Here is a 22,928-nt window from a genome sequence, read left to right as displayed (position 1 = left end):
AATGTCGGGCGATTCTAGAAAGCGCATAGGGTGCGGTCAACCATTGCCCGTTGCCGTCCCATCGATGGCCCGTTCTAGAAGGTGTCTTTCCAGGCCCGCAGGGCCGCAAAAACCGCACTGGGCGCCTGGTTATCCTGGCCATTCCGTTCGTCCGCTTTTTCTTTAACAGATGTTTCGCCGGTACGCAGGAACGGGTTGGTGAGTTTTTCCAGGGCCAGTGTGGAAGGCAGGGTCATGCGCCCGGCGGCCCGCAATTCGGTGGCTTTCGTCATGCGCTCGGCGATGTCGGGGTTGTGCGGCTCCACGGCTTGAGCGAAGCGCAGGTTGCTCAGTGTGTATTCGTGAGTGCAATACACCAGCGTGCCTTCGGGCAGGGCGGCCAGGCGCGACAGCGAATGGTGCATCTGCTCGGGCGTGCCCTCGAACAGGCGCCCGCACCCGGCGGCGAACAGGGTGTCGCCGCAGAACAGCAGGCCGTGATGGTAATAGGCAATGTGGCCCAGGGTGTGGCCGGGCACGGCGATTACATCGAACTCCCAGCCCAGTGCGGTGACCCGGTCGTTATCGCTCAGGGCAACGTCGCGCCCCGGGATGTTTTCGCTGGCCGGGCCATAGACCGTGGCACCCGTGGTTGCCTTGAGTTGCGCCACGCCACCGACGTGATCGTGGTGATGGTGGGTGATAAGAATGTCGCTCAGTGCCCAATCCGGGTGTTGCCCGAGCCAGGCCAGTACCGGCGCGGCATCACCGGGGTCGACCACGGCGCAGCGTTGGATGCGGTGATCCTGCAATAGCCAGATGTAATTGTCGGTAAAGGCGGGCAGGGCACTGATTTGTATCATCGTCGAATTCGCCAAGCGGATAACATTGGCGCATCTTAGACGCTTCTTGCCGAGTTGGAGAACGCAATGACCGATAAAGCCTTCGCTCAGGCCGATCCGCAATGGCTGGCATTGATTGGCGCGGCCCGTGACTGGCTGGCGGGCCCCATTGGCCAATTGCTGCTGGATGAAGAGCGACGCATGCTCGAAGACGAGTTGGGGCGTTTTTTCGGTGGCTATCTGGTGCATTACGGCCCCTCGGCGCAAACCCCGCCGGTGGCGCCGCAGGTGCAGCGTAATGTTCGCCTGGGCGCGCCGCTGCCCGGGGTGGAAATTGTCTGCGAGGAACAGGCCTGGCCGTTGAGTGAGCACGCCGCCGACGTGGTGGTGTTGCAGCATGGCCTGGATTTCTGCCTGTCACCCCACGGCCTGCTGCGCGAAGCGGCCAGCAGTGTACGCCCCGGCGGGCATTTGCTGATTGTCGGGATCAACCCCTGGAGCACCTGGGGTTTGCGCCATGTGTTCGCCCACGATGGCTTGCGCCAGGCGCGCTGCATCTCGCCGTCGCGGGTGGCCGACTGGCTCAACCTGCTGGGCTTCGCGCTGGAGAAACGCCGCTTCGGGTGCTATCGTCCGCCGCTTGCGTCCCCGCTGTGGCAGGCACGGTTGGCCGGGTGGGAGCGCAAGGCCGGCGACTGGCAGTTGTCCGGCGGCGGCTTTTACCTGCTAGTGGCGCGCAAGATCGTGGTCGGCCTGCGCCCGGTGCGCCAGGTGCGCCGCGAGACCATGGGCAAGCTGATTCCGCTGCCGATGGCCAAGGTCAACCGCCGCCCCAGCGAGCAATAACCCCTTTTTCTGACCTTGACCGGGCTTGCCCGGTCTCTGGCGTTGTCGGTCGCGGACCGGCAGGCCAGCGTTTCTGGATCGATTGGCAATGAGCGATAGCGTAGAACTCTTCACCGATGGCGCCTGCAAGGGCAACCCTGGCCCTGGCGGCTGGGGCGCGCTGCTGGTGTGCAAAGGCGTGGAAAAGGAACTCTGGGGCGGCGAAGCCAACACCACCAATAACCGCATGGAGCTGATGGGCGCCATTCGCGGCCTGGAAGAACTCAAGCGCTCCTGCGACGTGTTGCTGGTGACCGACTCGCAGTACGTGATGAAGGGCATCAACGAGTGGATGGCCAACTGGAAAAAACGCGGCTGGAAAACCGCAGCCAAAGCGCCGGTCAAGAACGCTGACCTGTGGAAGCAACTTGACGAACAAGTCAACCGCCACAACGTCACCTGGAAGTGGGTGCGTGGCCACATCGGCCACCCGGGCAACGAACGGGCCGACCAGTTGGCCAACCGTGGCGTGGATGATGTGCGCGGCTACAAGCAGAGCTGATCGGCCTTGCGTGTTAACATCGCCCTTTTTTTGCACGATTGAACCGTTGAGAGCTGAACCCTGATGGCCACCAGATCCGTTGTACTCGATACCGAAACCACCGGCATGCCGGTGACCGATGGCCACCGCATCGTGGAAATCGGCTGCGTCGAGTTGCTCGGGCGGCGCCTGACCGGCCGGCATTTCCACGTCTACCTGCAACCGGATCGCGAAAGCGACGAAGGCGCCATTGCGGTCCACGGCATCACCAACGAGTTCCTGGTGGGCAAGCCGCGGTTCGCTGAAGTGGCCGATGAATTCTTCGAGTTCATCAAGGGCGCGCAGCTAATTATCCATAACGCGGCGTTCGACGTCGGCTTCATCAACAACGAGTTCGCCCTGGCCGGGCAGAAAGACCGCGCCGACATCACCCAGCACTGCACCATCCTCGACACCCTATTGATGGCCCGTGAGCGTCACCCGGGCCAGCGCAACAGCCTCGACGCCTTGTGCAAACGCTATGGCGTGGACAACTCGGGCCGCGAACTGCACGGCGCGCTGCTCGACTCCGAGATCCTGGCCGACGTCTACCTGACCATGACGGGCGGGCAGACCAGCCTGTCCCTGGCGGGCAACGCCTCCGATGGCAACGGTTCCGAAGGCTCGGGCAACCGGCCCAGTGAAATTCGCCGCCTGCCGGCCGACCGCCCGGCCACCCGCATCATCCGCGCCAGCGAAACCGACCTGGCCGAACACCGCGTGCGCCTGGAGGCCATCGCCAAATCTGCGGGCGCAGCAGCGCTCTGGACGCAATTGGAAGAGGCCAAGGGCTGACGGGCATCGGGCGTGATCTACCCTGAAGTAACAGGCCGTCGAGCGCCCCGCCCGTGAGGACCTTCACGCTTATGCAACCGGTTATCAACCCCAAGCACCCTGGCCTCGCGGTGCGGGTGGCGGGCGAGGAGTTCGCGCCCTATGTCTGGGGCAGCGATTTCAGCTTCCACGTACACGCCCACGGCTTGGCCCAGGTCGGCTTGCCGGTGGAGCAGTGGCCCCTGGAGAACGTCAGCCCCTACCGCAAGTGCTACGGCATCGACCCACAGGAGTTCGACAGCTTTCGCGGCGCCGCCGACAGCGCGATTTTCGTCGCGCACCTGGACGACTGCCCCGTGGGGCACTTGGTCATCAGCACCAATTGGAACGGCTTTGCCCATATCGACGAGTTGGCGGTCCACGCTCCGGCGCGGCGCCACGGGGTGGCCAAGGCATTGCTGGACGTGGCGCAGTTCTGGAGCCAGAAGAAGAACCTGCCGGGGATCATGCTCGAAACCCAGAACAACAACCTGGGCGCCTGCCGCCTATACGAACGCTGCGGTTATGTGGTGGGCGGCATCGACCACTTGCGCTATCGCGGCATCGACCCGCACACCGCCGAAGTGGCGATTTTCTGGTATCGCCTCTTCGACGACGCCACGCTCTAGCCCGTCAGCAGGGCCTGGGCGTTTTCCGTGACTTTCTCTATCAGGGCCAGGGCAGCCGGCGACGGCGTGCTGTGGGCCAGGGTCAGGGCATAGAGGCTGATGAGCTGCGGTGGCGACAGCGGGCACACGTCCAGGCCTGCGGCCTTGGCGCCCAGGGCGGTGAAAGGGTCGACAATGGCCAGGCCTTCGCCGGCCTCCACCATGCTGCGCATCATCTGCTGGGTCTGCACGCGGATCTGGATCAGCGGCGCCGGGCGCAGGTTCTGCAATTTGCTCTCGAGCAGTGCGCTGAGGGGGTCATGGCCTTCCAGGCCAACCAGCGGTTGCCCGGCCAGGTCCTGCACGGCGATGTACTTCTGCCGCGGTTGTAGCCAGCCGTGGGGCGCCAGCAGTTGCAGCTTGCCCTGGGCCAATGGCTGGCAGTGGATGTCCGGGTGTTCGGGGTTGTGCAGGCTCAAACCCAGGTCGCCCTCGCGCAGTAACAGGGTCTTGATGATCTCGGCGCTGCTGTGGCTGGCCAAGCTGCATGGGGTATCGGCGAAACTGCGGCGCAGGCTGGCGATGCTCTGGGGCAACAGCTGCTGGGCCAGGGGCGGGGTGCAAAGGATGCGCAGCGGCGCGCTCTGGTACTGGCGCAGGCTGCTGGCCAGGCGCTGCAAGGGCTCTAACGCCTGGTAGAAATGGCCCATTTGCCCTTGCAGTTGCCGGGTTTCGTGGGTCGCCTGCAAACGCCCGCGCACACTGGCGAACAACATGAACCCCAACGTTGCCTCGGCGTCGCGCAGGGTGTTTTCCACTTCACTGACCGGCAATTGCAGCCATTCGGCTGCCGTGCCGAGGTGGCCGGTGTGCAAGAGCGCGTGAATCACTTCGATGTGGCGTAGACGCATGCGTGAAGTCCATGTTCAGCAGGTGGCGGATCCATCGCTGAATCCTAACCCAAGTCCGCTGATCTGACTTGCGCTCATAACAGAGCGTTATGAGGAGGCCGTGGTCTCGGGTTCGCGAAGGAGGATGATGCCCGACTGGACCAGGGTGAACTGGTTGTCGTCGACCTTGTTGACACGGTCGCCAATGGCCAGGCGATAGGTGGTGACGGGGTCCGAGCCGGCCTGCTGGTCGGGCGCGGGGGTGGATTCCTGGAACTCATGCACGGAGTAGACACGCCCTTCGGCGTCTCTGGCATGGAACTGACCGACAAGTACTGCTGCCATCTGCTTAGAACCTCTGGAAATAAAACACGCAAGTTGCGGTTCTGTAGACCCCGGTCGAGCCAGGTTAGTTTTCCTACAGATAAAAAATAGTCTTGCCCACAGATTCTGTGAAACCCGCTGGCTCCACGGGGCCCCAATCATCTATAACTACGGGCTCTTTCAGCCAGATAGTCGGGAATTCTCCATGAGCACGGTTTATACGATTGCAGTCCTGGTCGGCAGCTTGAGAAAAGAGTCGATCAACCGCAAGGTCGCCAAGGCACTGGCAGACCTGGCGCCGGCCAACCTCAAGCTGAACATTGTCGAAATCGGCGATTTGCCGCTCTACAACGAGGATATCGATGTTACGCCGCCGGCAGCCTACAGCACTTTCCGTCAGTGCGTGGCCTCATCCGACGCAGTGCTGTTCGTCACCCCGGAATACAACCGCTCGGTGCCGGCACCGCTGAAAAACGCGATTGACGTCGGTTCCCGGCCTTACGGCAAGAGCGCCTGGAGCGGCAAGCCCGGCGCGGTGATTAGCGTGTCCCCCGGCGCGATCGGCGGTTTTGGCGCCAACCATCACTTGCGCCAGTCCCTGGTGTTCCTCAACGTGCCGTGCATGCAGCAACCGGAAGCCTACCTGGGCGGTGCCGGGGCGGTGTTCGACGACGCGGGCAAGCTGTCCGAGGCCACCCAACCTTTCCTGCAAGGTTTTATCAACGCCTTTGGCGCTTGGGTCGAGCAGCACAAGAAAGCCTGATCCGCGCTCCCTTTCTTTTCCTCGGGCATTGCTGGCGGCCGCTTTCGGTCGCGGTGCTGCCCCGTTCTTTTGCTTAGCCAAGGCTGTTTTTAGATGTTGATCGCGTCGTTGATTTTCTTGCTGACCATTACCCTGGTGATCTGGCAACCCAAAGGCCTGGGCGTAGGCTGGAGCGCCACCCTGGGCGCGGTGCTGGCGCTGTTGTGCGGCGTGGTGCAGTTGAGTGACATCCCGCTGGTGTGGCAAATCATCTGGAACGCCACGGGTACCTTCGTGGCACTGATTATCATCAGCCTGTTGCTGGACGAGGCCGGGTTCTTCGCCTGGACCGCCCTGCATGTGGCCCGTTGGGGGCGAGGCAGCGGGCGGCGCCTGTTTGCCTACATGGTGCTGCTGGGGGCAATGGTCTCGGCGTTGTTCGCCAATGACGGCGCGGCGCTGATCCTCACGCCCATTGTGATTTCCATGCTGCTGGCCCTGCGTTTTTCTGCCGCCGCGACCCTGGCGTTCGTCATGGGCGCAGGCTTTATCGCCGACACCGCGAGCCTGCCGCTGGTGGTGTCGAACCTGGTGAACATCGTCTCGGCGGATTTTTTCAAGATCGGCTTCAACCAGTACGCGGCGGTGATGGTGCCGGTGAACCTGGTCAGCGTTGCCGCCACCCTGGCGGTGTTGCTGTGGTACTTCCGCCGTGACATTCCGGTGGCCTACGACCCCGAGCAACTGGAGCGCCCGGAACACGCGATCCACGACCGTGCCACCTTTATCGCCGGGTGGTGGGTGCTGGGCATCCTGCTGGTGGGGTGTTTTGCCCTGGAGCCGCTAGGGATCCCCATCAGCGCCATTTCGGCCCTGTGCGCTGCACTGCTGCTGGCGATTGCCGCGCGCGGGCACAAGATCTCGACGCGCAAGGTGATGAAGGACGCGCCGTGGCAGATCGTGATTTTTTCCCTGGGCATGTACCTGGTGGTCTACGGCCTGCGCAACGCTGGGCTGACCGGGCACCTGGCGCAGTGGCTGGACTGGTTTGGCAGCTATGGGGTGTGGGGCGCGGCCATGGGCACCGGGGTGCTGACGGCGCTGCTGTCGTCGGTGATGAACAACTTGCCCACGGTGCTGATCGGCGCCTTGTCCATCGACGCCAGCCACGCGGTCGGCCCGGTGAAGGAAGCGATGATCTACGCCAACGTCATCGGCAGCGACCTGGGGCCGAAAATCACCCCCATCGGCAGCTTGGCCACCTTGCTGTGGCTGCACGTACTGGCGCGCAAGGGCATCCGCATCGGCTGGGGTTACTACTTCAAGGTCGGCATCGTCCTCACCGTCCCGGTGTTGCTGTTGACCCTCGCGGCCCTGGCCCTGCGCCTGACTTGGTAGCACGCGGGCGGCCTTCGGCGGTGGGGTGCCGCTTACGGCCGCTTCGCGCCCGAGCGCGGGCAAGCCCGCTTGCCACTAGAAGGGCCGCGGCCCAGGCTCAGTTGTCGTAGCCCAGGTTCGGCGCCAGCCAGCGTTCGGTCACGCTCAGGTCCTGGCCTTTGCGGGCGGTGTAGCTGTCGATCTGGTCCTTGTCCACCTTGCCCACGGCAAAGTATTGCGCCTGGGGGTGGGCGAAGTACCAGCCGCTGACCGCCGCTGCCGGGAACATGGCGTAGTGCTCGGTGAGGAACACGCCGCTGCGCCCCGGTTGCATTTCCTGGGCCTGGGGGTCGAGCAACTGGAACAGGGTGCCTTTTTCGGTGTGGTCAGGGCACGCCGGGTAGCCGGGGGCAGGGCGGATGCCGCTGTACTGCTCGCGGATCAGCGCCTCGTTGTCCAGCGCCTCGTCCCGGGCGTAGCCCCAGTGTTCCTTACGCACCTGTTGGTGCAGCCATTCGGCGCAGGCCTCGGCCAAACGGTCGGCCAGGGCCTTGACCATGATCGAGTTGTAGTCGTCGCCGGCGTCCTGGTAGGCCTTGGCCACCTCTTCGGCGCCGATGCCGGCGGTGGTGATGAAGCCGCCCACATAGTCGGTGATGCCGCTGGCCTTGGGCGCGACGAAGTCGGCCAGGCAGAAGTTGGGCTTGCCGTCGGTCTTGATGATTTGCTGGCGCAGGTGATGTAGGCGCGCCAGGGGTTGGCCGTCGTCGCCATAGACTTCCAGGTCGTCGTCCTGCACCTGGTTGGCCGGCCAGAAGCCGAACACTGCGCGGGCGCTGATGAGTTTTTCGTCGATCAGCTTGGCCAGCATCGCCTGGGCATCGGCGAACAGTGCCGTGGCCGCTTCGCCCACCACCTCGTCGGTGAGGATGCGCGGGTACTTGCCGGCCAGGTCCCAGGAGATGAAGAACGGCGTCCAGTCGATGTACTCGGCCAGCACCTTGAGGTCGATGTTGTCCAGCACTCGGGCGCCGGTGAAGGTCGGCTTCACCGGGGTGTAGGTACTCCAGTCGAACTGCGGCTTTTTCGCCACCGCGGCGGCATAGCTCAGGCGTTCGGTGCGGGCGCTGCGGTTGGCGGTGCGTTCGCGCACTTCCACGTACTCCAGGCGGGTTTTCTCGACGAAACCGGCCTTGAGTTCCTTGGACAGCAATTGGGTGGCCACGCCCACGGCGCGGGAGGCGTCGGTGACGTAGATCACCGCGTCATTGCTGTACTTGGGTTCGATCTTCACCGCCGTGTGGGCCTTGGAGGTGGTGGCGCCACCGATCATCAGCGGCAGGTGGAAGTCCTGGCGCTGCATCTCGCGGGCGACGTGGACCATCTCATCCAGCGACGGCGTAATCAGGCCGGAGAGGCCGATGATGTCGCACTTCTGTTCCTTGGCCACTTGCAGGATTTTTTCCGCCGGCACCATCACGCCCAGGTCGACGATGTCGTAGCCGTTGCAACCTAGCACCACGCCGACGATGTTCTTGCCGATGTCGTGCACGTCGCCCTTGACCGTGGCCATCAGGATCTTGCCCTTGGCTTCGGGTTTGTCGCCTTTTTCTAGCTCGATGAACGGGATCAGGTGGGCCACGGCCTGCTTCATCACCCGCGCCGATTTCACCACTTGGGGCAGGAACATTTTGCCGGCGCCGAACAGGTCGCCGACGATGTTCATGCCCGACATCAGCGGGCCTTCGATCACTTCGATCGGGCGCTTGAAGGATTGGCGCGACTCTTCGGTGTCTTCGACGATGTGGGTGGTGATGCCCTTGACCAGCGCATGTTCCAGGCGCTTGTTGACGTCCCAGCCGCGCCATTCTTCGGTTTCCGCTTCCTTGACGCTGCCGTCGCCCTTGTATTTGTCGGCGATGGCCAGTAGGGCGTCGGTGCCCTCGGGGGTGCGGTTGAGCACCACGTCTTCGACCGCGTCGCGCAGCTCGGCGGGGATCTGGTCGTAGATCTCCAGTTGCCCGGCGTTGACGATGCCCATGCTCAGGCCGTTGCGGATCGCGTGCAGCAGGAACACCGAGTGGATCGCCTCGCGCACCGGGTTGTTGCCACGGAACGAGAACGACACGTTGGACACCCCGCCCGAGGTCAGGGCGTAGGGCAGTTCGTCGCGGATATAGGCGCAGGCGTTGATGAAATCGACGGCGTAGTTGTTGTGCTCTTCAATGCCGGTGGCCACGGCGAAGATGTTCGGGTCGAAGATGATGTCTTCGGGTGGAAAGCCGACGTCGTTGACCAGGATGTCGTAGGAGCGCTTGCAGATCTCTTTCTTGCGTGCCTCGGTGTCGGCCTGGCCCGCTTCGTCGAAGGCCATCACCACCACCGCCGCGCCGTAGCGCTTGCACAGTTTGGCGTGGTGGATGAACTGCTCCACGCCTTCTTTCATGCTGATGGAGTTGACGATGCCCTTGCCCTGGATGCACTTGAGGCCGGCCTCGATCACTTCCCACTTGGAGGAGTCGATCATGATCGGCACGCGGGAGATGTCCGGCTCGCCGGCAATCAGGTTGAGGAAGGTGACCATGGCCTTCTTCGAGTCCAGCATGCCCTCGTCCATGTTGATGTCGATCACCTGGGCGCCGGCCTCGACCTGCTGCAGGGCCACTTCCAGTGCTTCGGTGTAGTTGTCTTCACGGATCAGGCGGGCGAAACGGGCGGAACCGGTGATGTTGGTGCGTTCGCCGACGTTGACGAACAACGAGCTGCGATCGATGGTGAACGGCTCCAGGCCCGACAGGCGGCAAGCCTTGGGGATGTCCGGGATTGCCCGCGGCGCGTAGCCGGCTACGGCTTTGGCGATGGCCTCGATGTGCCCCGGGGTGGTGCCACAGCAGCCGCCGACGATGTTGAGGAAGCCGCTCTGGGCGAACTCCTCGATGACCTTGGCCGTTTCGGCCGGCAGTTCGTCGTACTCGCCGAATTCGTTGGGCAGGCCGGCGTTGGGGTGGGCCGAAACGTGGGTGTTGGCCTTGTTCGACAGTTCTTCGAGGTAAGGGCGCAATTCGCTGGCACCCAGGGCGCAGTTCAGGCCCACGGAAATCGGCTTGGCGTGGCTGACGGAGTTCCAGAAGGCTTCGGTGGTCTGCCCCGACAGGGTGCGCCCGGACGCATCGGTGATGGTCCCGGAAATCATGATCGGCAACTCCACGCCCAACTCTTCATACACGCCTTGCACGGCGAAGATCGCGGCCTTGGCGTTGAGGGTGTCGAAGATCGTCTCGATCAGGATCAGGTCCGCGCCGCCCTCGATCAGGCCCTTGGTGGCCTCGGTGTAGTTTTCCACCAGTTCATCGAAGGTGACGTTGCGATAACCGGGGTTGTTCACGTCCGGCGACAGCGAACAGGTGCGGCTGGTAGGCCCCAGCACGCCGGCGACGAAGCGCGGTTTGTCGGGGGTTTCCAGGGTTTTGGCGTCGGCCACTTTACGCGCCAGGCGTGCGCCTTCTACGTTGAGTTCGTAGGCCAGGGCCTGCATGCCGTAGTCGGCCTGAGACACCTGGGTGGCGTTGAAAGTGTTGGTTTCCAGGATGTCGGCGCCGGCGTCCAGGTAGGCCTTTTCAATTGCGCCGATCACGTCCGGGCGGCTGAGCACCAAGAGGTCGTTGTTGCCCTTGACGTCGCTGGGCCAGTCGGCGAAACGCTTGCCACGGTAGTCCTGCTCTTCGAGCTTGTAGCTCTGGATCATCGTGCCCATGCCACCATCGAGAATCAGGATGCGCTCTTTGAGAGCTTGATGAAGAGCTTGGAGGCGAGCGCTGCGATCGGACATAGGACTACCTGGTAAGGCCAACACAAAAGAGCGGCGATCATAGCAAACCGGCATGCTTTTTAATCATGAACGGCTTTTGCATGAATATCGCTCATGTTGGCCGGGGCCGTGGCCCGGTAGAATCGCGACGTTTTTTTATCTTCGGGACCCGTGACATGCCGTATCGCCTCGCCATCAGCGCTGTGCTGGTGTTGTTCAGCACCCTGGCGCTGGCCCAACGTCCGGTGCCGGCCATTTCTTATACCCGCGACGTGCAGCCGATCTTCACCGAGAAGTGCGTGGCCTGCCACGCCTGCAACGACGCCGCCTGCCAGCTCAACCTGGGCAGCGCCGAAGGCGCGGCCCGTGGCGCGACGAAACTGCCGGTGTACAACGGCGAGCGCAGCCAGGCGCAAATGCCTACCCGTTTGTTCTACGACGCCTTCGGCAAAGCGGCGTGGCAGGACAAGGGGTTTACCTCGGTGCTCGACACCCAAAGCAGCCAGGCCGGGTTGATGGCGCGGATGCTGGAACTGGGCCACAGCGCGCCGTTGCAGCCCAACGCCAAGTTGCCCGAAGAGATCGTCCTGGGCCTGAACCGCGAAAACATGTGCCCGCAGCCCGGGGAGTTCGCCGCCTACGCCAGCACCCACCCCAAGGAGGGCATGCCGCTGGCCGTCACCGGCCTGAGCGACTCGCAATACCAAACCCTGCAAGGCTGGCTGGCCTCTGGCGCGCCCCTGGACCAACAGGCCTTGGCACCCACCGCCGAGGAAGCGGGGCAGATCATCCAATGGGAGAGCCTGCTCAACGCCCCCGGCGCCCGGGAAAGCCTGGTGGCGCGCTGGTTGTATGAGCACCTGTTCCTGGCCCATGTGTATTTCAAGGGCGGCGAGCCGGGGCATTTCTTTCAGTGGGTGCGTTCGCGCACGCCGCCCGGCCAACCCATCGACCTGATCGCCACGCGTCGCCCCAACGACGACCCGGGCACGCGGGTGTACTACCGCTTGTGGCCGGTGCAAGGGGTGATCGTGCACAAGACCCACATCACCTACCCGTTGAGCGCGGCGAAACTGGCGCGGATCAAAACCCTGTTCTACAGCGGTAACTGGCAGGTCACGGCGCTGCCGGGCTACGGGCCGGCACGGCGGGAGAACCCGTTCCAGACCTTCGAGGCGATCCCTGCGGCGGCACGTTATCAGTTCATGCTCGATAACGCCGAATACTTCGTGCGCACCTTTATTCGCGGCCCGGTGTGCCGGGGGCAGATCGCCACGGACGTGATCCGCGATAACTTCTGGGCGCTGTTTCAGGCCCCCGAACACGACCTCTACATCACCGACCCCAACTACCGTGGCCACGCCACGCCGCTGCTGGCCATGCCCGGGCAGAACGACGACGTCGGTAGTGTCCTGAGCCTGTGGCACGCCTACCGCGACAAGCGCAATGAATACGAGGCCCTGCGCCGCGGCGCCTACGCCGACGCCCCGGCACCGAGCTGGTCGAGCCTGTGGGCCGGCAACGACAACGCGCTGCTGAGCATCTTCCGTCACTTCGACAGCGCCTCGGTGACCAAAGGCCTGATCGGTGAAGTGCCGCAGACGCTGTGGCTGTTCGATTTCCCGCTGCTGGAGCGCACCTACTATCAGTTGGCGGTCAATTTCGATGTGTTCGGCAACGTCTCCCACCAGGCCCAGACGCGCCTGTACTTCGACCTGATCCGCAACGGCGCCGAGCAGAATTTCCTGCGCCTGATGCCGGCCAACTCCCGGGATGCCTACCTCGACGATTGGTACCAGAACAGTGGCAAGGTCAAGATGTGGCTCGACTACGAAAGCATCGATAACGACAAGGCCAGCGCCCTGAAACTCGATGCCCGCGACCCCAAGCGCGACTTCGCCCAGCAATTGTTGGCGCGCTACGGCGAGCTCAATGCCAACCCCGACCCGATCAACCGCTGCGAAAACGCCTACTGCTCGCGGCCCAACATCGACCCGGCGCTGCAACATGCCGAACAGGCCCTCAGCCGCTTGGTGTCGCGCCCGGCCGCGGGGCTCAAGGTCATTGACCAGTTGCCCGAGGCGACGATGCTGCGCATCGAAACCCGCGACGGCACGCGCGGTGTGTACAGCCTGCTGCGCAACCGCGCCCACAGCAACGTGGCGTTTTTGCTGGGTGAGTCGATGCGCTACCAACCGGGCCTGGACACCCTGACCCTCTACCCGGGGGTACTGAGCAGCTACCCCAACTTCATGTTCAACATCCCGGCCGAGCAAGTGCCGGCCTTCGTCGAGCAGATGGAAAACGCCCGCGACCGCTACCGCTTCGAGCAGATTGTCGAACGCTGGGGCGTGCGCCGCAGCCATCCGCAGTTCTGGCAGTACTTCCACGACCTGAGCCGCTACATCCAGGAAACAGACCCGGTGGAAGAGGGAGTTTTGGATATGAATCGGTATGGGAATCTTTGAGCGGCAAGCGGCAAGTTCAACGCTTGTAGCTTGCCGCTGGCGGCTCTCAGCCGCCTCCTGTTTCCGACAAAAATACTAGGACTTTGTCCGAGGCCTTGATTGGCGTAAACTCACCGCACGCCTGCGAGGAGTTTTTATGACTGCCATTACCATCACCGACGCCGCCCACGACTACCTGGCTGATCTGCTGTCCAAGCAGAACACCCCGGGCATCGGCATTCGCGTCTTTATCACCCAGCCCGGCACCCAGTACGCCGAGACCTGCATTGCCTACTGCAAGCCCGGGGAAGAAAAACCCGAAGACACCGCGCTGGGGCTCAAGAGCTTCACCGCCTACATCGATTCGTTCAGCGAAGCCTTCCTGGATGACGCGGTCGTCGACTACGCCACTGACCGCATGGGCGGCCAGTTGACGATCAAGGCGCCGAACGCCAAGGTGCCAATGGTCAGCGCCGACAGCCCGGTCAACGAGCGCATCAACTACTACCTGCAAACCGAAATCAACCCAGGCCTGGCCAGCCATGGCGGCCAGGTCAGCCTGATCGACGTCGTCGACGACGGCATCGCGGTGCTCAAGTTCGGCGGCGGTTGCCAAGGCTGCGGCCAGGCCGACGTGACCCTGCGCGAAGGCATCGAGCGCACCCTGCTCGAGCGCATCCCGGAGCTCAAGGGCGTGCGCGACGTGACCGACCACACGCAGAAAGAAAACGCCTACTACTAAAGGCGTTCGCTGCACACCAAAAACGGCGCCCGTGAGCGCCGTTTTTTTATGCCCAAAAAGCGCAGTTACAAGCTTAAAGCTTGCAGCTTGTGGCGCCCTTCCTACGGCCGATAGAGGTGCGCATGCCCCGCCCGGTACAGGGACGATTCGCCAAAGCTGTCGCTGGCCAGCACCCGGCCCACCAGGATCAGCGCCGTACGCCGAAAACCCTTGGCCTGGACCTTGCCCACGATGTCGTCGAGGGTGCCGAGCACCCAGTCCTGATCCGGCCAACTGGCACGGTGCACCACGGCGATGGGGCAGTCGGCGCCGTAGTGGGGCAGCAGCTGCGCGACGATTTTTTCCAGATGGTTGACTCCCAGGTGCACAGCCATGGTGGTGCCATGGGCGGCAAGGCTGGCGAAGGTTTCACCGGGCGGCATCGCGGTTTTGTCGGCGTAGCGGGTCAGGATCACGCTTTGCGCCACATCCGGCAGGGTCAGTTCCACCCCCAGCAACGCGGCGCAAGCGGCAGTGGCGGTGACGCCGGGGATGATTTCAAAGGGGATGGCCAATTCCCGCAGGCAGCGGATCTGCTCGCCGATGGCGCCATACAGGCTCGGGTCGCCGGAGTGCACGCGGGCCACGTCCTGGCCTTTGCCGTGGGCGCTCTTGATGTGCTCGATGATCTGTTCCAAGTGCAGTTCGGCGCTATTGATGACCTGTTCGGCGTTATGGCCTTCGAGCACCGCAGCGGGCACCAGGGAGCCGGCGTAGATAATCAGTGGGCAACGGCGGATCAGGCGCTGGCCCTTGACGGTGATGAGTTCCGGGTCGCCGGGGCCGGCACCGATAAAGTAGACCGTCATGGCGGTGTCCTAGGCAAAAGAGGGGGGGCGAGCAGGCTTGCAGATGAAGATTGCTCATGATCGGGGCGGCGATTATCGGCGCTTTTGCGTGGCCCGCGCCAATGCAAAGGTGGCCTGGGCGTATTTCTGCCGACGAATCACCAGGCTGGAGGGCTCTTGCGCCAGGCGCTCGGCCAGGGCCAGGGCGGCGCTTTCGGCGATGCCGTAGCACCCGGTGCGCTCGAAAGCGATCTGAGATTGATGGCTCAGTTGATCTTGATAGGTGGCCAGTTCCACGCTACTGAAGCAGGTCAACGGCAAGCCCAATTGCGCCGCCAGTTCCAGCAGACCCGGTTCGTGGCGCTTGAGGTCGATGCTGGCCAGGGCTTGCACCGCATCCAGGTCGATGCGGTGGGCTTGCAGGGCTTGGTCGAGCAACGCGCGCAGCGTGCTGGCGGTGCAGCCCCGCTGACAGCCCAGGCCGATCACCAGGATCGGCGCCGGGCTGGGGCGGCTCACGCCGGGTATGAGGCGCCACCCTTGCGGCGGAACAACCACGCGCTAATCAGGCCCAGGGCCAGCCAGAACGCGGCATTGGTCAGTTGCGAGGCGATCTTGAACTGCGCTTCGAGGGCTTCGGGGGCCAGCATCGAATGCACTTCTGGCTGCGGCGCGCCGATCACGTGTGGCACGGCCAGGATCGCCGCGCCGAGGATCTTCAGCGCCCAGTGCCTGCCGAACACCACCAGGGCGATGCCCGCGGCAGTGGACGCGGCGGTGCCGACCCACCACATCTGCCGTTGCGCCAGGTCGGCGGCAGCGGTGCCCGGCAATTCCGGTGGCAGGCCCAGGGTCGGCGCCAGGCAGAAGGTCGCATAACCTGCCAGGCCCCAGAACAAGCCTTGCACGGTGCTGTTGGGCGCGCGCAGGGTGTAGAGCCCGGCCAGCATCAGGGCGAAACCGACTGCCACCACCAGGTTGCCGCCGGTGGTGGACAACACGCGCTGCCAGCCGTCTTCGGGCTCCCAGGCCTCGGCGTCGTGGCTGTGGGCGGCGCCGGCACTGTCGGCGTGTTCATGGGCCTGGGCCGCCGGGGCGCTTTCATAGGTTTCGGCCTGGAGGATCAACGGCGCGACCCAGAAGCTTTGCAGCAGGGTCAGCAGCAGGGCGGCCAGCAGGCCGGTGAAACCTGCGGTTTGGGCGATGCGCTTAATCATGGCGGCAGGTCTCAATGGCACGGGAACGCGGCGCTGTGGCGGGTATCGTGGGCGGCGTTGTGCACCGCTTCGATGTGGGAGAACCCGGCGAAATACACCAGGCACGCGCCCAAAATCGACGCGCCGATGGCGGCAGTGAGGCGTTGGCTCAAGGTGGCGGTGCTGCTGGCGGTGCCGGTATGGCGAGTGCTGCTGATGATCGACATGGCGCTTCCCTTTGTGGTGTCAGGGCGGATCGAGCGCATGCAAACCCCTGCGAGGCGGGCCCGCAGGGCTTCAGACAGCGCCCGCCCACCGCGGGTTTGTTGGGTGAAAGTGGCCGTGGGGGCGCACTGTCGTGTCACTGGCCGGTCTCCGGGCTTGCGAGGGGCCGGGCTTGCGCCGTGGCCTGCTGGAATCGCCTTCCCATGCCGGTTGGCACAGTGGCTGTGATTCCTCTCTCGCTTACCGTTGCGGGGGCAGCACCGGATTCATCAAGGGCTTGAGTAAAGCACATGATCCACCGGTTTCCCGTTTCACCCTGTCAAGGGCACCTGTAACAAGGTGCGTAGGAGAGCATGGGCGAGGGCGGGGCGTCAAATGCCCGAGGCGCCCGGCATTGACCCGCCCCTACGCACTGCGTAGCCTTGCGCGTTCGAGGTTCTTCGGCCCGTGCCGAAGCTAAGAAGGGAACGCGGTCAATGCCGCGGCTGCCCCCGCAACTGTGAACGGTGCTGTTCGCTGCCACGCCACTGCTGATGCCTTCGGGCCAAGCGGGAAGGCGCAGCGAATGCCAGTCCAAGGACTGGCCCACCGTCAGCCAGGAGACCTGCCTCGTCACTGATTCTCACATTCAACCGGGCGGGGTGATCCGGTGGCGAAATCTGCCTTGGCGCCCCCCGCGCCCGGCCAGCCGTCCCGTATGCCCGCCCCCTTTGCCAAAGGGCATCCGATGAAAACACTGGCCAAACTCCCCGTCACCATCGTCACCGGGTTCCTCGGTTCGGGCAAAACCACCTTGCTGCGCCACATGCTCGACAACGCCCAGGGTCGGCGCATCGCGGTGATCGTCAATGAGTTCGGCGAGCTGGGCATCGACGGCGAAATCCTCAAGCAGTGCGCCATCGGCTGTACCGAAGAAGAAGCCAACGGCCGCGTCTATGAACTGGCCAACGGCTGCCTGTGCTGCACGGTGCAGGAAGAGTTCTTCCCGGTGATGCGCGAACTGGTGGCACGCCGCGCCGACCTGGACCACATCCTCATCGAAACCTCCGGCCTGGCCCTGCCCAAGCCGTTGGTGCAAGCCTTCCAGTGGCCGGAAATCCGCAGCGCCTGCACCGTCGATGCGGTGATTACCGTGGTTGACAGCCCGGCCGTGGCCGCCGGCACCTTTGCCGCTTTCCCCGACCAGGTGGACGCCCAGCGCAAACTCGACCCCAACCTGGACCACGAGTCCCCGTTGCACGAGTTGTTCGCCGACCAATTGGCCAGCGCCGACCTGGTGATCCTCAATAAAACCGACCTGATCGCCCCGCAAGACCTGGAGCGCGTGCGCCAGGAAGTGGCCGAAGAACTGCCGCCAGCGGTGAAGATCATCGAAGCCAGCAGCGGTCGCGTGCCCCTGGACGTGCTGATCGGCCTGGGCGCCGGTTCCGAAGAGCACATCGACGGGCGCCACAGCCACCACGACCACCATCACGGCGATGGCGGCGAAGATGACCACGATCACGACGCGTTCGACTCCATTTCCATCGAGCTGCCCCAGGCCGACGAAAGCCTGCTGCTGGCCGCCCTTAACGAGTTGGTGGTCAAGCACGGCATCTTGCGGGTCAAGGGTTTTGCCGCCATCCCGGGCAAGCCGATGCGTTTGCTGATCCAGGGCGTGGGTAGCCGTTTCGACAAGCACTTCGACCGCGCCTGGCGCAGCGACGAGCCGCGCACCACCCACCTGGTGTTGATCGGCCAAGACCTGGATGCCGCCCAACTCGAAGCGCAACTGCGCGCCGCTCTCGGCGCCTGACCCATGCACCTGCTCAGGACCCAACCCGGTGGTTTCGTCGCCGATGACAACATCGCTGACCTGGGGCAAACCCCCGCCGAACTGGTGGTCCTGTGCAGCGGCGATTCCAGCCTGGCACTGCTGGCCGAAGCTGCCCGGCAACTGCCCGAGGATTACCCCAGCCTGCGCCTGGCCAACCCGATGCAGGTGCAGAACCACGCCTCGGTGGACCTCTACGTCGAGCAGGTGCTGCAACACGCCAAGGTCATCCTGATATCCCTGCACGGCGGCATCGGCTATTGGCGCTACGGCATCGAACGCCTGGTGCAACTGGCCGAGCGCGGCGTGCAACTGATTCTGGTGCCGGGGGACGACCGCCCCGACCCGGAGCTGAGCGACCTGAGCACCGTGGCCGCGCCCGAGCGCGATCGCCTGTGGCAGTTTTTGCGCCAGGGCGGTTTGGGCAATGCCCTGGATTTCTACCGCTGCCTGGCCAGTGGCTGGCTGGGCCGCGACTATTCGTGGGGCGAGCCCCAGGTGCTGCCGCGCAGCGCCATCTACCACCCTCGCCATGGCCACGCCAGCCTAAGCCAATGGCATACCGACTGGCAGCCCGGGCAAGCCGTGGCGGCGGTGCTGTTCTACCGCTCCCACTTGCAAGCGGCGAACACCGGGTTCATCGATGTGTTCTGCCAGCGCTTGCAGGCGGCGGGCCTCAACCCCTTACCCATCGCGGTGGCCAGCCTCAAGGAGCCCGGTTGCCTGGCGGCAGTGGAAGGTTGGTTGGACGAGGCCGCAGCCGCGGTGATCCTCAACACCACCGGGTTCGCCCAATCGAGCCCCGAAGCCCCCCATTTGCGCCCGTTTCGCCGCGATATCCCGGTGATCCAGGCCATTTGCGCCCAGGACAACGAGCCCGGGTGGCGCGCCAGCGAGCAGGGCCTGGGGCCGCGAGACCTGGCAATGCACATCGCCTTGCCGGAACTCGACGGGCGCATCATCAGCCGCCCCATCAGCTTCAAGGACCTGGCCTGGCGCAGCGAGCGCAGCCAATCCGATGTGGTCTGCTACCGCGCCCAGCCCGAGCGCATGGATTTTGTCGCCGAACTGGCGCGGCGCTGGGTGGACCTGGCGCGCCTGGGTAACGGCGACAAACGCGTCGCTTTGATCCTGGCCAACTACCCGACCCGCGATGGGCGCATCGGCAACGGCGTGGGCCTGGACACCCCGGCGGCGGCGCTGAATATCCTGCGGGCCCTGCACGCGCAAGGTTATCCGCTCCCCGCGGAGCTGCCGGCCAGCGGTACGGCGCTGATTCAGGCGTTGCTCGGCGGGGTCAGCAACGACCTCGGCAGCCTCGACCTGCGCCCATGCCAGCAAAGCCTGGCGCTGGACGCCTATCAGGCCCTGTTCCAGGCCCTGCCGGCGGCCAACCAGCAGGCCGTGTTGGCCCGTTGGGGCGCCCCCGAGCAGGACCCCATGCACCGCGCCGGGCGCCTGATGATCGCCGGCCTGCGCCTGGGCCTGACCTTTGTCGGCATTCAACCGGCGCGCGGTTACCAAGTGGACCCCAGCGCGGTCTACCACGACCCGGACCTGGTGCCGCCCCATGGTTATCTGGCGTTCTACTTCTGGCTGCGCCATACCTACGGTGCCCACGCCGTGATCCACGTCGGCAAGCACGGCAACCTGGAATGGCTGCCGGGCAAGGGTGTGGGCCTCTCGCCGGAGTGCTGGCCGGATGCGCTGCTGGGGCCGCTGCCGAACATCTACCCCTTTATCGTCAATGACCCGGGCGAGGGCGCCCAGGCCAAGCGCCGCACCCAAGCGGTCATCATCGACCACTTGATGCCGCCTTTGACCCGCGCCGAAACCTACGGCCCGCTGCGCGACCTCGAACGCCTGGCCGACGAATACTACGACGCCCAATTGCTCGACCCGCGCCGTGCCCGCGAGCTGCAAAAAGACATCCTCGCCCTGGTGCGCGACACCCACATCGACCGCGAGCTGCAACTGGACGCTGCGCTGGACAGCGAGGCCGACGCGGCGATCTGGCTGCCGCGTTTGGACACCTACCTGTGCGACCTCAAGGAATCGCAGATCCGCGATGGCCTGCACGTGTTCGGCGAATCCCCCGCCGGGCGCCTGCGCCTGGACACCTTGCTGGCGCTGCTGCGCATCCCCCGGGGCGACGGCCGCGGCGCTCAGTCGAGTTTGCTGCGGGCGCTGGCCAAGGCCCTGGCCCTGGGTTTTGATCCCCTGGACTGCAATTTAGGCGAGCCCTGGAACGGGCCGCGCCCGGTTGAGTTGCAAGGCGCCAGCCACGAGCCCTGGCGCACCGCGGGCGACACCCGCGAGCGCCTCGAGTTGTTCGCCCTGGCCGTGGTGGAACAGGCCCTGGCTGTGGCCGACGCGCCGTTTGCCGGGGAGCCGTGGCTGGAGGTCAACGCAATCCTGGCGCACCTGCGCGAGGTGGTCGCGCCGCGCCTGGACGCCTGCGGCCCGGCCGAGATGAATGGCTTGCTCGCGGCCCTGGGCGGGCGGTTCGTGCCGGCCGGGCCCAGCGGCGCGCCGAGCCGGGGCCGCCTCGACGTGCTGCCCACCGGGCGCAATTTTTTCTCGGTGGACGTGCGTAACCTGCCCACCACCACCGCGTGGCGCATCGGTTTTGCCTCGGCCAACCTGATCCTGGAGCGGCACCTGCAAGACCACGGCGACCATTTGCGCCAACTCGGCCTCTCGGTGTGGGGCACCGCCACCATGCGCACCGGCGGCGACGACATCGCCCAGGCCATGGCCCTGCTGGGCGTGCGCCCGGTGTGGGCCACCGGCAGCCAACGGGTCGATGACTTCGAGATCCTGCCCCTGAGCCTGCTGGACCGGCCCCGGGTGGACGTGACGTTGCGGGTGTCGGGGTTCTTTCGCGATGCCTTCGCCAACCTGATCCGTCTGTTCGACGCGGCGGTGCAAGCGGTGGCCGCGCTGGACGAACCGGACGACCTCAACCCCCTGGCGGCCAAAGTGCGCGATGAACGCGCGGCGTTGCTGGCGGCGGGCACCGCGCCGGAAGCGGCGGCGCGCCAGGCCGGTTGGCGGATCTTCGGCGCCAAACCCGGGGCCTATGGCGCGGGCGTGCAGGGCGCCATCGACGGGCGGCTATGGCAGACCCGCGCCGACCTGGCCGAGGTCTACCTCAACTGGGGCGGCTACGCCTATGGCGGTGCCGACGAGGGCACCGCCGCCCGCAGCCAGTTCGCCCAGCGCTTGAGCCAAGTGCAGGCCGTGGTGCAAAACCAGGACAACCGCGAACATGACCTGCTCGATTCCAACGACTACTACCAGTTCCAGGGCGGCATGCTCGCGGCGGTCGAAACCCTCGGCGGCGCCCCGGCGGCGAGCTACCACGGCGACCACAGCCAACCCGACCGGCCGCGCGTGCGCACCTTGAAAGAAGAGCTGAACCGGGTGATCCGCGCCCGGGCGGCCAACCCCAAATGGCTCGACGGGGTCAAGCGCCACGGCTACAAAGGCGCATTCGAGATGGCGGCGACCCTCGACAACCTGTTCGCCTTCGACGCCACCTCGGGGCTGATCGACGACCATCAATACGCCTTGCTGGCCGAGGCCTACCTGCTGGACCCGGACACCCGCGACTTCGTCCGCCAGCACAACCCCCATGCCCTGCGGGACATGACCGAACGCCTGCTCGAAGCCCAGCAACGCGGCTTATGGCAGGAGCCAGGGGCCTATCGCGAGGCTCTGGAGCAAATGCTGCTGGATATCGAAGAAGAGGGCTGAGCCAATGAAACCCGCGCCTATCGGCTTGCCCTCTGGGAATGCCTCCTCTTCTGAGGATGCCCCACTCCCACAAGAGTTTTGCGTTGTACAAAAAAACGACCCCTCCACGAGACGCCTGACATGACCGACACCCCCCATTACCCCCTCGCCGCCGTGGTCGGGGCCGATGCGTTGAAACTGGCGCTGTGCCTGACGGCCATCGACCCGCAGATCGGCGGGGTATTGATCGAAGGCCCGCGGGGCATGGCCAAGTCCACCCTGGCCCGGGGCCTGGCGGACCTGTTGGCCGGTGGCCCGTTCGTTACCTTGCCCCTGGGCGCCACCGAAGAACGCCTGGTAGGCACCCTCGACCTCGATGCCGCCCTGGCCGAGGGCCGGGCGCGGTTCTCCCCGGGGGTGTTGGCCAAGGCCGATGGCGGTGTGTTGTATGTGGATGAAGTCAACCTGCTGCCTGACCATTTGGTCGACCTGCTGCTGGACGTGGCGGCCAGCGGCACCAACCTGGTCGAGCGCGACGGCATCTCCCACCGGCATGCGGCGCGCTTCGTGCTGATCGGCACCATGAACCCGGAGGAGGGCGAGTTGCGTCCGCAATTGCTCGACCGTTTCGGCCTTAACGTCGCCCTCAGCGGCCAACCGCTCCCGGCCGAGCGTGGGCAGATCATCCGCCGACGCCTGGCGTTCGACAGCGACCCGCAAGGCTTTTGCGCCGAGTGGGAAAGCGCGCAACAAGCCTTGCGCCAACGCTGCCAACAGGCCCGCGCGGCGCTGGCGCAGATCCCCCTGGACGACGCGGCGCTGGCGCACATCACCGAGGGCTGTTTTACCGCCGGGGTGGATGGTATGCGTGCCGACCTGGTGTGGCTGCGCGCGGCCCGGGCCCACGCGGCGTGGCGCGGGGCGACGGCCATTGAGGGCGTGGATATTGACGCAGTGGCCGACTTTGCCCTGCGCCACCGCCGCCGCGACCCGGCCGCCAGCACCCCGCCCGCAGCCAGCCCACCGCCGGCCTCGGGCGCACCAACACCCGCGTCGTCCGCCCAGGGCCAGTGGGGCGAAATGCCTGCCCAGGCGGTGCCGGTGGGCGCGCGCCGTGAGGTGCCGAGCTGGCCAAAAAAGCCCTAGGCATCC

General features: G+C 65.0%; 19 protein-coding genes and 2 riboswitches. Of the genes, 11 read left to right on the top strand and 8 right to left on the bottom strand.

Annotation, left to right across the window (positions count from 1 at the left end):
* Positions 1-74: 74 nt before the first annotated feature.
* A complete protein-coding gene (gene gloB, locus CKW13_RS10815; RefSeq protein ID WP_095108578.1) occupies positions 75-842 on the bottom strand; it encodes a hydroxyacylglutathione hydrolase in 768 nt (255 codons plus the stop codon).
* A 66-nt stretch (positions 843-908) separates the two neighbouring features.
* Here gloB and CKW13_RS10810 point away from each other — a divergent pair, with 66 nt between their 5' ends.
* The 4 genes from CKW13_RS10810 (at position 909) to CKW13_RS10795 (ending at position 3,668) form a co-directional block, all read left to right on the top strand.
* Positions 909-1,667 carry a class I SAM-dependent methyltransferase gene (locus CKW13_RS10810; protein ID WP_095108577.1) on the top strand — a complete coding sequence of 253 codons (759 nt, stop codon included), beginning with the start codon at positions 909-911 and terminating at the stop codon, positions 1,665-1,667.
* Positions 1,668-1,755: 88 nt separating this feature from the next.
* On the top strand, positions 1,756-2,208 hold the full coding sequence (gene rnhA / locus CKW13_RS10805) for a ribonuclease HI (protein WP_095108576.1): 453 nt from the start codon (positions 1,756-1,758) through the stop codon (positions 2,206-2,208).
* Positions 2,209-2,271: 63 nt separating this feature from the next.
* Positions 2,272-3,021 carry a DNA polymerase III subunit epsilon gene (gene dnaQ, locus CKW13_RS10800; protein ID WP_095108575.1) on the top strand — a complete coding sequence of 250 codons (750 nt, stop codon included), beginning with the start codon at positions 2,272-2,274 and terminating at the stop codon, positions 3,019-3,021.
* A gap of 71 nt (positions 3,022-3,092) precedes the next feature.
* Positions 3,093-3,668, top strand: coding sequence for a GNAT family N-acetyltransferase (locus CKW13_RS10795; protein ID WP_095108574.1), 576 nt, complete (start codon positions 3,093-3,095; stop codon positions 3,666-3,668).
* Here the strand turns inward: CKW13_RS10795 and CKW13_RS10790 are convergent.
* Both CKW13_RS10790 and CKW13_RS10785 read right to left on the bottom strand, forming a co-directional pair.
* Complete coding sequence (locus CKW13_RS10790; protein ID WP_095108573.1) at positions 3,665-4,558, bottom strand: LysR substrate-binding domain-containing protein; 894 nt, start codon at positions 4,556-4,558, stop codon at positions 3,665-3,667. The two genes, CKW13_RS10795 and CKW13_RS10790, sit on opposite strands and share 4 nt — an antisense overlap.
* 87 nt (positions 4,559-4,645) lie before the next feature.
* Entirely contained in the window at positions 4,646-4,882 is a 237-nt protein-coding gene (locus CKW13_RS10785) for a hypothetical protein (protein WP_095108572.1), read from the bottom strand.
* A 184-nt stretch (positions 4,883-5,066) separates the two neighbouring features.
* Here CKW13_RS10785 and CKW13_RS10780 point away from each other — a divergent pair, with 184 nt between their 5' ends.
* Positions 5,067-5,624 carry an NADPH-dependent FMN reductase gene (locus tag CKW13_RS10780; protein ID WP_095108571.1) on the top strand — a complete coding sequence of 186 codons (558 nt, stop codon included), beginning with the start codon at positions 5,067-5,069 and terminating at the stop codon, positions 5,622-5,624.
* 93 nt (positions 5,625-5,717) lie between these two features.
* The gene (locus CKW13_RS10775; RefSeq protein WP_095108570.1) at positions 5,718-7,001 is read left to right on the top strand and encodes an arsenic transporter; all 1,284 of its coding nucleotides are present in this window, start codon (positions 5,718-5,720) and stop codon (positions 6,999-7,001) included.
* A gap of 97 nt (positions 7,002-7,098) precedes the next feature.
* On the opposite strand, the gene metH is transcribed toward CKW13_RS10775, so the two are convergent.
* Complete coding sequence (gene metH, locus CKW13_RS10770) at positions 7,099-10,809, bottom strand: methionine synthase (RefSeq protein ID WP_095108569.1); 3,711 nt, start codon at positions 10,807-10,809, stop codon at positions 7,099-7,101.
* 155 nt (positions 10,810-10,964) lie between these two features.
* Between metH and CKW13_RS10765 the strand changes: the two genes are divergently transcribed.
* Together CKW13_RS10765 and nfuA are read left to right on the top strand one after the other, a co-directional pair.
* Complete coding sequence (locus CKW13_RS10765; protein WP_095108568.1) at positions 10,965-13,256, top strand: fatty acid cis/trans isomerase; 2,292 nt, start codon at positions 10,965-10,967, stop codon at positions 13,254-13,256.
* A gap of 136 nt (positions 13,257-13,392) precedes the next feature.
* A complete protein-coding gene (nfuA, locus tag CKW13_RS10760) occupies positions 13,393-13,977 on the top strand; it encodes a Fe-S biogenesis protein NfuA (protein ID WP_095108567.1) in 585 nt (194 codons plus the stop codon).
* 101 nt (positions 13,978-14,078) lie between these two features.
* Here the strand turns inward: nfuA and cobM are convergent, their stop codons facing one another.
* The 4 genes from cobM to CKW13_RS10740 form a co-directional block, all read right to left on the bottom strand.
* Positions 14,079-14,825, bottom strand: coding sequence for a precorrin-4 C(11)-methyltransferase (cobM, locus tag CKW13_RS10755; protein WP_095108566.1), 747 nt, complete (start codon positions 14,823-14,825; stop codon positions 14,079-14,081).
* Positions 14,826-14,897: 72 nt separating this feature from the next.
* Positions 14,898-15,323 carry a cobalamin biosynthesis protein gene (locus CKW13_RS10750; RefSeq protein ID WP_095108565.1) on the bottom strand — a complete coding sequence of 142 codons (426 nt, stop codon included), beginning with the start codon at positions 15,321-15,323 and terminating at the stop codon, positions 14,898-14,900.
* Positions 15,320-16,021: a CbtA family protein gene (locus CKW13_RS10745; protein ID WP_095108564.1), complete on the bottom strand. Its 702-nt coding sequence runs from the start codon at positions 16,019-16,021 to the stop codon at positions 15,320-15,322. The genes CKW13_RS10750 and CKW13_RS10745 overlap by 4 nt, the downstream gene beginning before the upstream one ends.
* Before the next feature lie 11 nt (positions 16,022-16,032).
* Positions 16,033-16,227, bottom strand: coding sequence for a CbtB domain-containing protein (locus CKW13_RS10740; RefSeq protein WP_095108563.1), 195 nt, complete (start codon positions 16,225-16,227; stop codon positions 16,033-16,035).
* Positions 16,228-16,348: 121 nt separating this feature from the next.
* Positions 16,349-16,573: riboswitch (cobalamin riboswitch) on the bottom strand.
* A gap of 68 nt (positions 16,574-16,641) precedes the next feature.
* Positions 16,642-16,852, top strand: a riboswitch (cobalamin riboswitch).
* 100 nt (positions 16,853-16,952) lie between these two features.
* On the opposite strand from CKW13_RS10740, the gene cobW reads away from it, so the two are divergent.
* The 3 genes from cobW (at position 16,953) to CKW13_RS10725 (ending at position 22,922) form a co-directional block, all read left to right on the top strand.
* Positions 16,953-18,020 (top strand): cobalamin biosynthesis protein CobW, encoded by a 1,068-nt coding sequence (gene cobW / locus CKW13_RS10735; RefSeq protein ID WP_095108562.1) that lies wholly within the window; start codon positions 16,953-16,955, stop codon positions 18,018-18,020.
* Between the two features lie 3 nt (positions 18,021-18,023).
* Positions 18,024-21,797: a cobaltochelatase subunit CobN gene (gene cobN, locus CKW13_RS10730; protein ID WP_095108561.1), complete on the top strand. Its 3,774-nt coding sequence runs from the start codon at positions 18,024-18,026 to the stop codon at positions 21,795-21,797.
* Positions 21,798-21,917: 120 nt separating this feature from the next.
* Positions 21,918-22,922 carry an ATP-binding protein gene (locus tag CKW13_RS10725; protein WP_095108560.1) on the top strand — a complete coding sequence of 335 codons (1,005 nt, stop codon included), beginning with the start codon at positions 21,918-21,920 and terminating at the stop codon, positions 22,920-22,922.
* Positions 22,923-22,928: the final 6 nt, after the last annotated feature.

It is taken from the genome of Pseudomonas sp. Irchel 3E20, from assembly GCF_900187645.1.
Taxonomy (GTDB): Bacteria; Pseudomonadota; Gammaproteobacteria; order Pseudomonadales; family Pseudomonadaceae; genus Aquipseudomonas.
This window is presented reverse-complemented; position numbering and strand designations above follow the sequence as displayed.

Excerpts from the sequence above, each read along its gene's own strand:
- gloB (WP_095108578.1), bottom strand. The coding sequence starts at position 842 with ATGATACAAATCAGTGCCCTGCCCGCCTTTACCGACAATTACATCTGG.
- CKW13_RS10810 (WP_095108577.1), top strand. The coding sequence starts at position 909 with ATGACCGATAAAGCCTTCGCTCAGGCCGATCCGCAATGGCTGGCATTG.
- rnhA (WP_095108576.1), top strand. The coding sequence starts at position 1,756 with ATGAGCGATAGCGTAGAACTCTTCACCGATGGCGCCTGCAAGGGCAAC.
- dnaQ (WP_095108575.1), top strand. The coding sequence starts at position 2,272 with ATGGCCACCAGATCCGTTGTACTCGATACCGAAACCACCGGCATGCCG.
- CKW13_RS10795 (WP_095108574.1), top strand. The coding sequence starts at position 3,093 with ATGCAACCGGTTATCAACCCCAAGCACCCTGGCCTCGCGGTGCGGGTG.
- CKW13_RS10790 (WP_095108573.1), bottom strand. The coding sequence starts at position 4,558 with ATGCGTCTACGCCACATCGAAGTGATTCACGCGCTCTTGCACACCGGC.
- CKW13_RS10785 (WP_095108572.1), bottom strand. The coding sequence starts at position 4,882 with ATGGCAGCAGTACTTGTCGGTCAGTTCCATGCCAGAGACGCCGAAGGG.
- CKW13_RS10780 (WP_095108571.1), top strand. The coding sequence starts at position 5,067 with ATGAGCACGGTTTATACGATTGCAGTCCTGGTCGGCAGCTTGAGAAAA.
- CKW13_RS10775 (WP_095108570.1), top strand. The coding sequence starts at position 5,718 with ATGTTGATCGCGTCGTTGATTTTCTTGCTGACCATTACCCTGGTGATC.
- metH (WP_095108569.1), bottom strand. The coding sequence starts at position 10,809 with ATGTCCGATCGCAGCGCTCGCCTCCAAGCTCTTCATCAAGCTCTCAAA.
- CKW13_RS10765 (WP_095108568.1), top strand. The coding sequence starts at position 10,965 with ATGCCGTATCGCCTCGCCATCAGCGCTGTGCTGGTGTTGTTCAGCACC.
- nfuA (WP_095108567.1), top strand. The coding sequence starts at position 13,393 with ATGACTGCCATTACCATCACCGACGCCGCCCACGACTACCTGGCTGAT.
- cobM (WP_095108566.1), bottom strand. The coding sequence starts at position 14,825 with ATGACGGTCTACTTTATCGGTGCCGGCCCCGGCGACCCGGAACTCATC.
- CKW13_RS10745 (WP_095108564.1), bottom strand. The coding sequence starts at position 16,021 with ATGATTAAGCGCATCGCCCAAACCGCAGGTTTCACCGGCCTGCTGGCC.
- CKW13_RS10740 (WP_095108563.1), bottom strand. The coding sequence starts at position 16,227 with ATGTCGATCATCAGCAGCACTCGCCATACCGGCACCGCCAGCAGCACC.
- cobW (WP_095108562.1), top strand. The coding sequence starts at position 16,953 with ATGAAAACACTGGCCAAACTCCCCGTCACCATCGTCACCGGGTTCCTC.
- cobN (WP_095108561.1), top strand. The coding sequence starts at position 18,024 with ATGCACCTGCTCAGGACCCAACCCGGTGGTTTCGTCGCCGATGACAAC.
- CKW13_RS10725 (WP_095108560.1), top strand. The coding sequence starts at position 21,918 with ATGACCGACACCCCCCATTACCCCCTCGCCGCCGTGGTCGGGGCCGAT.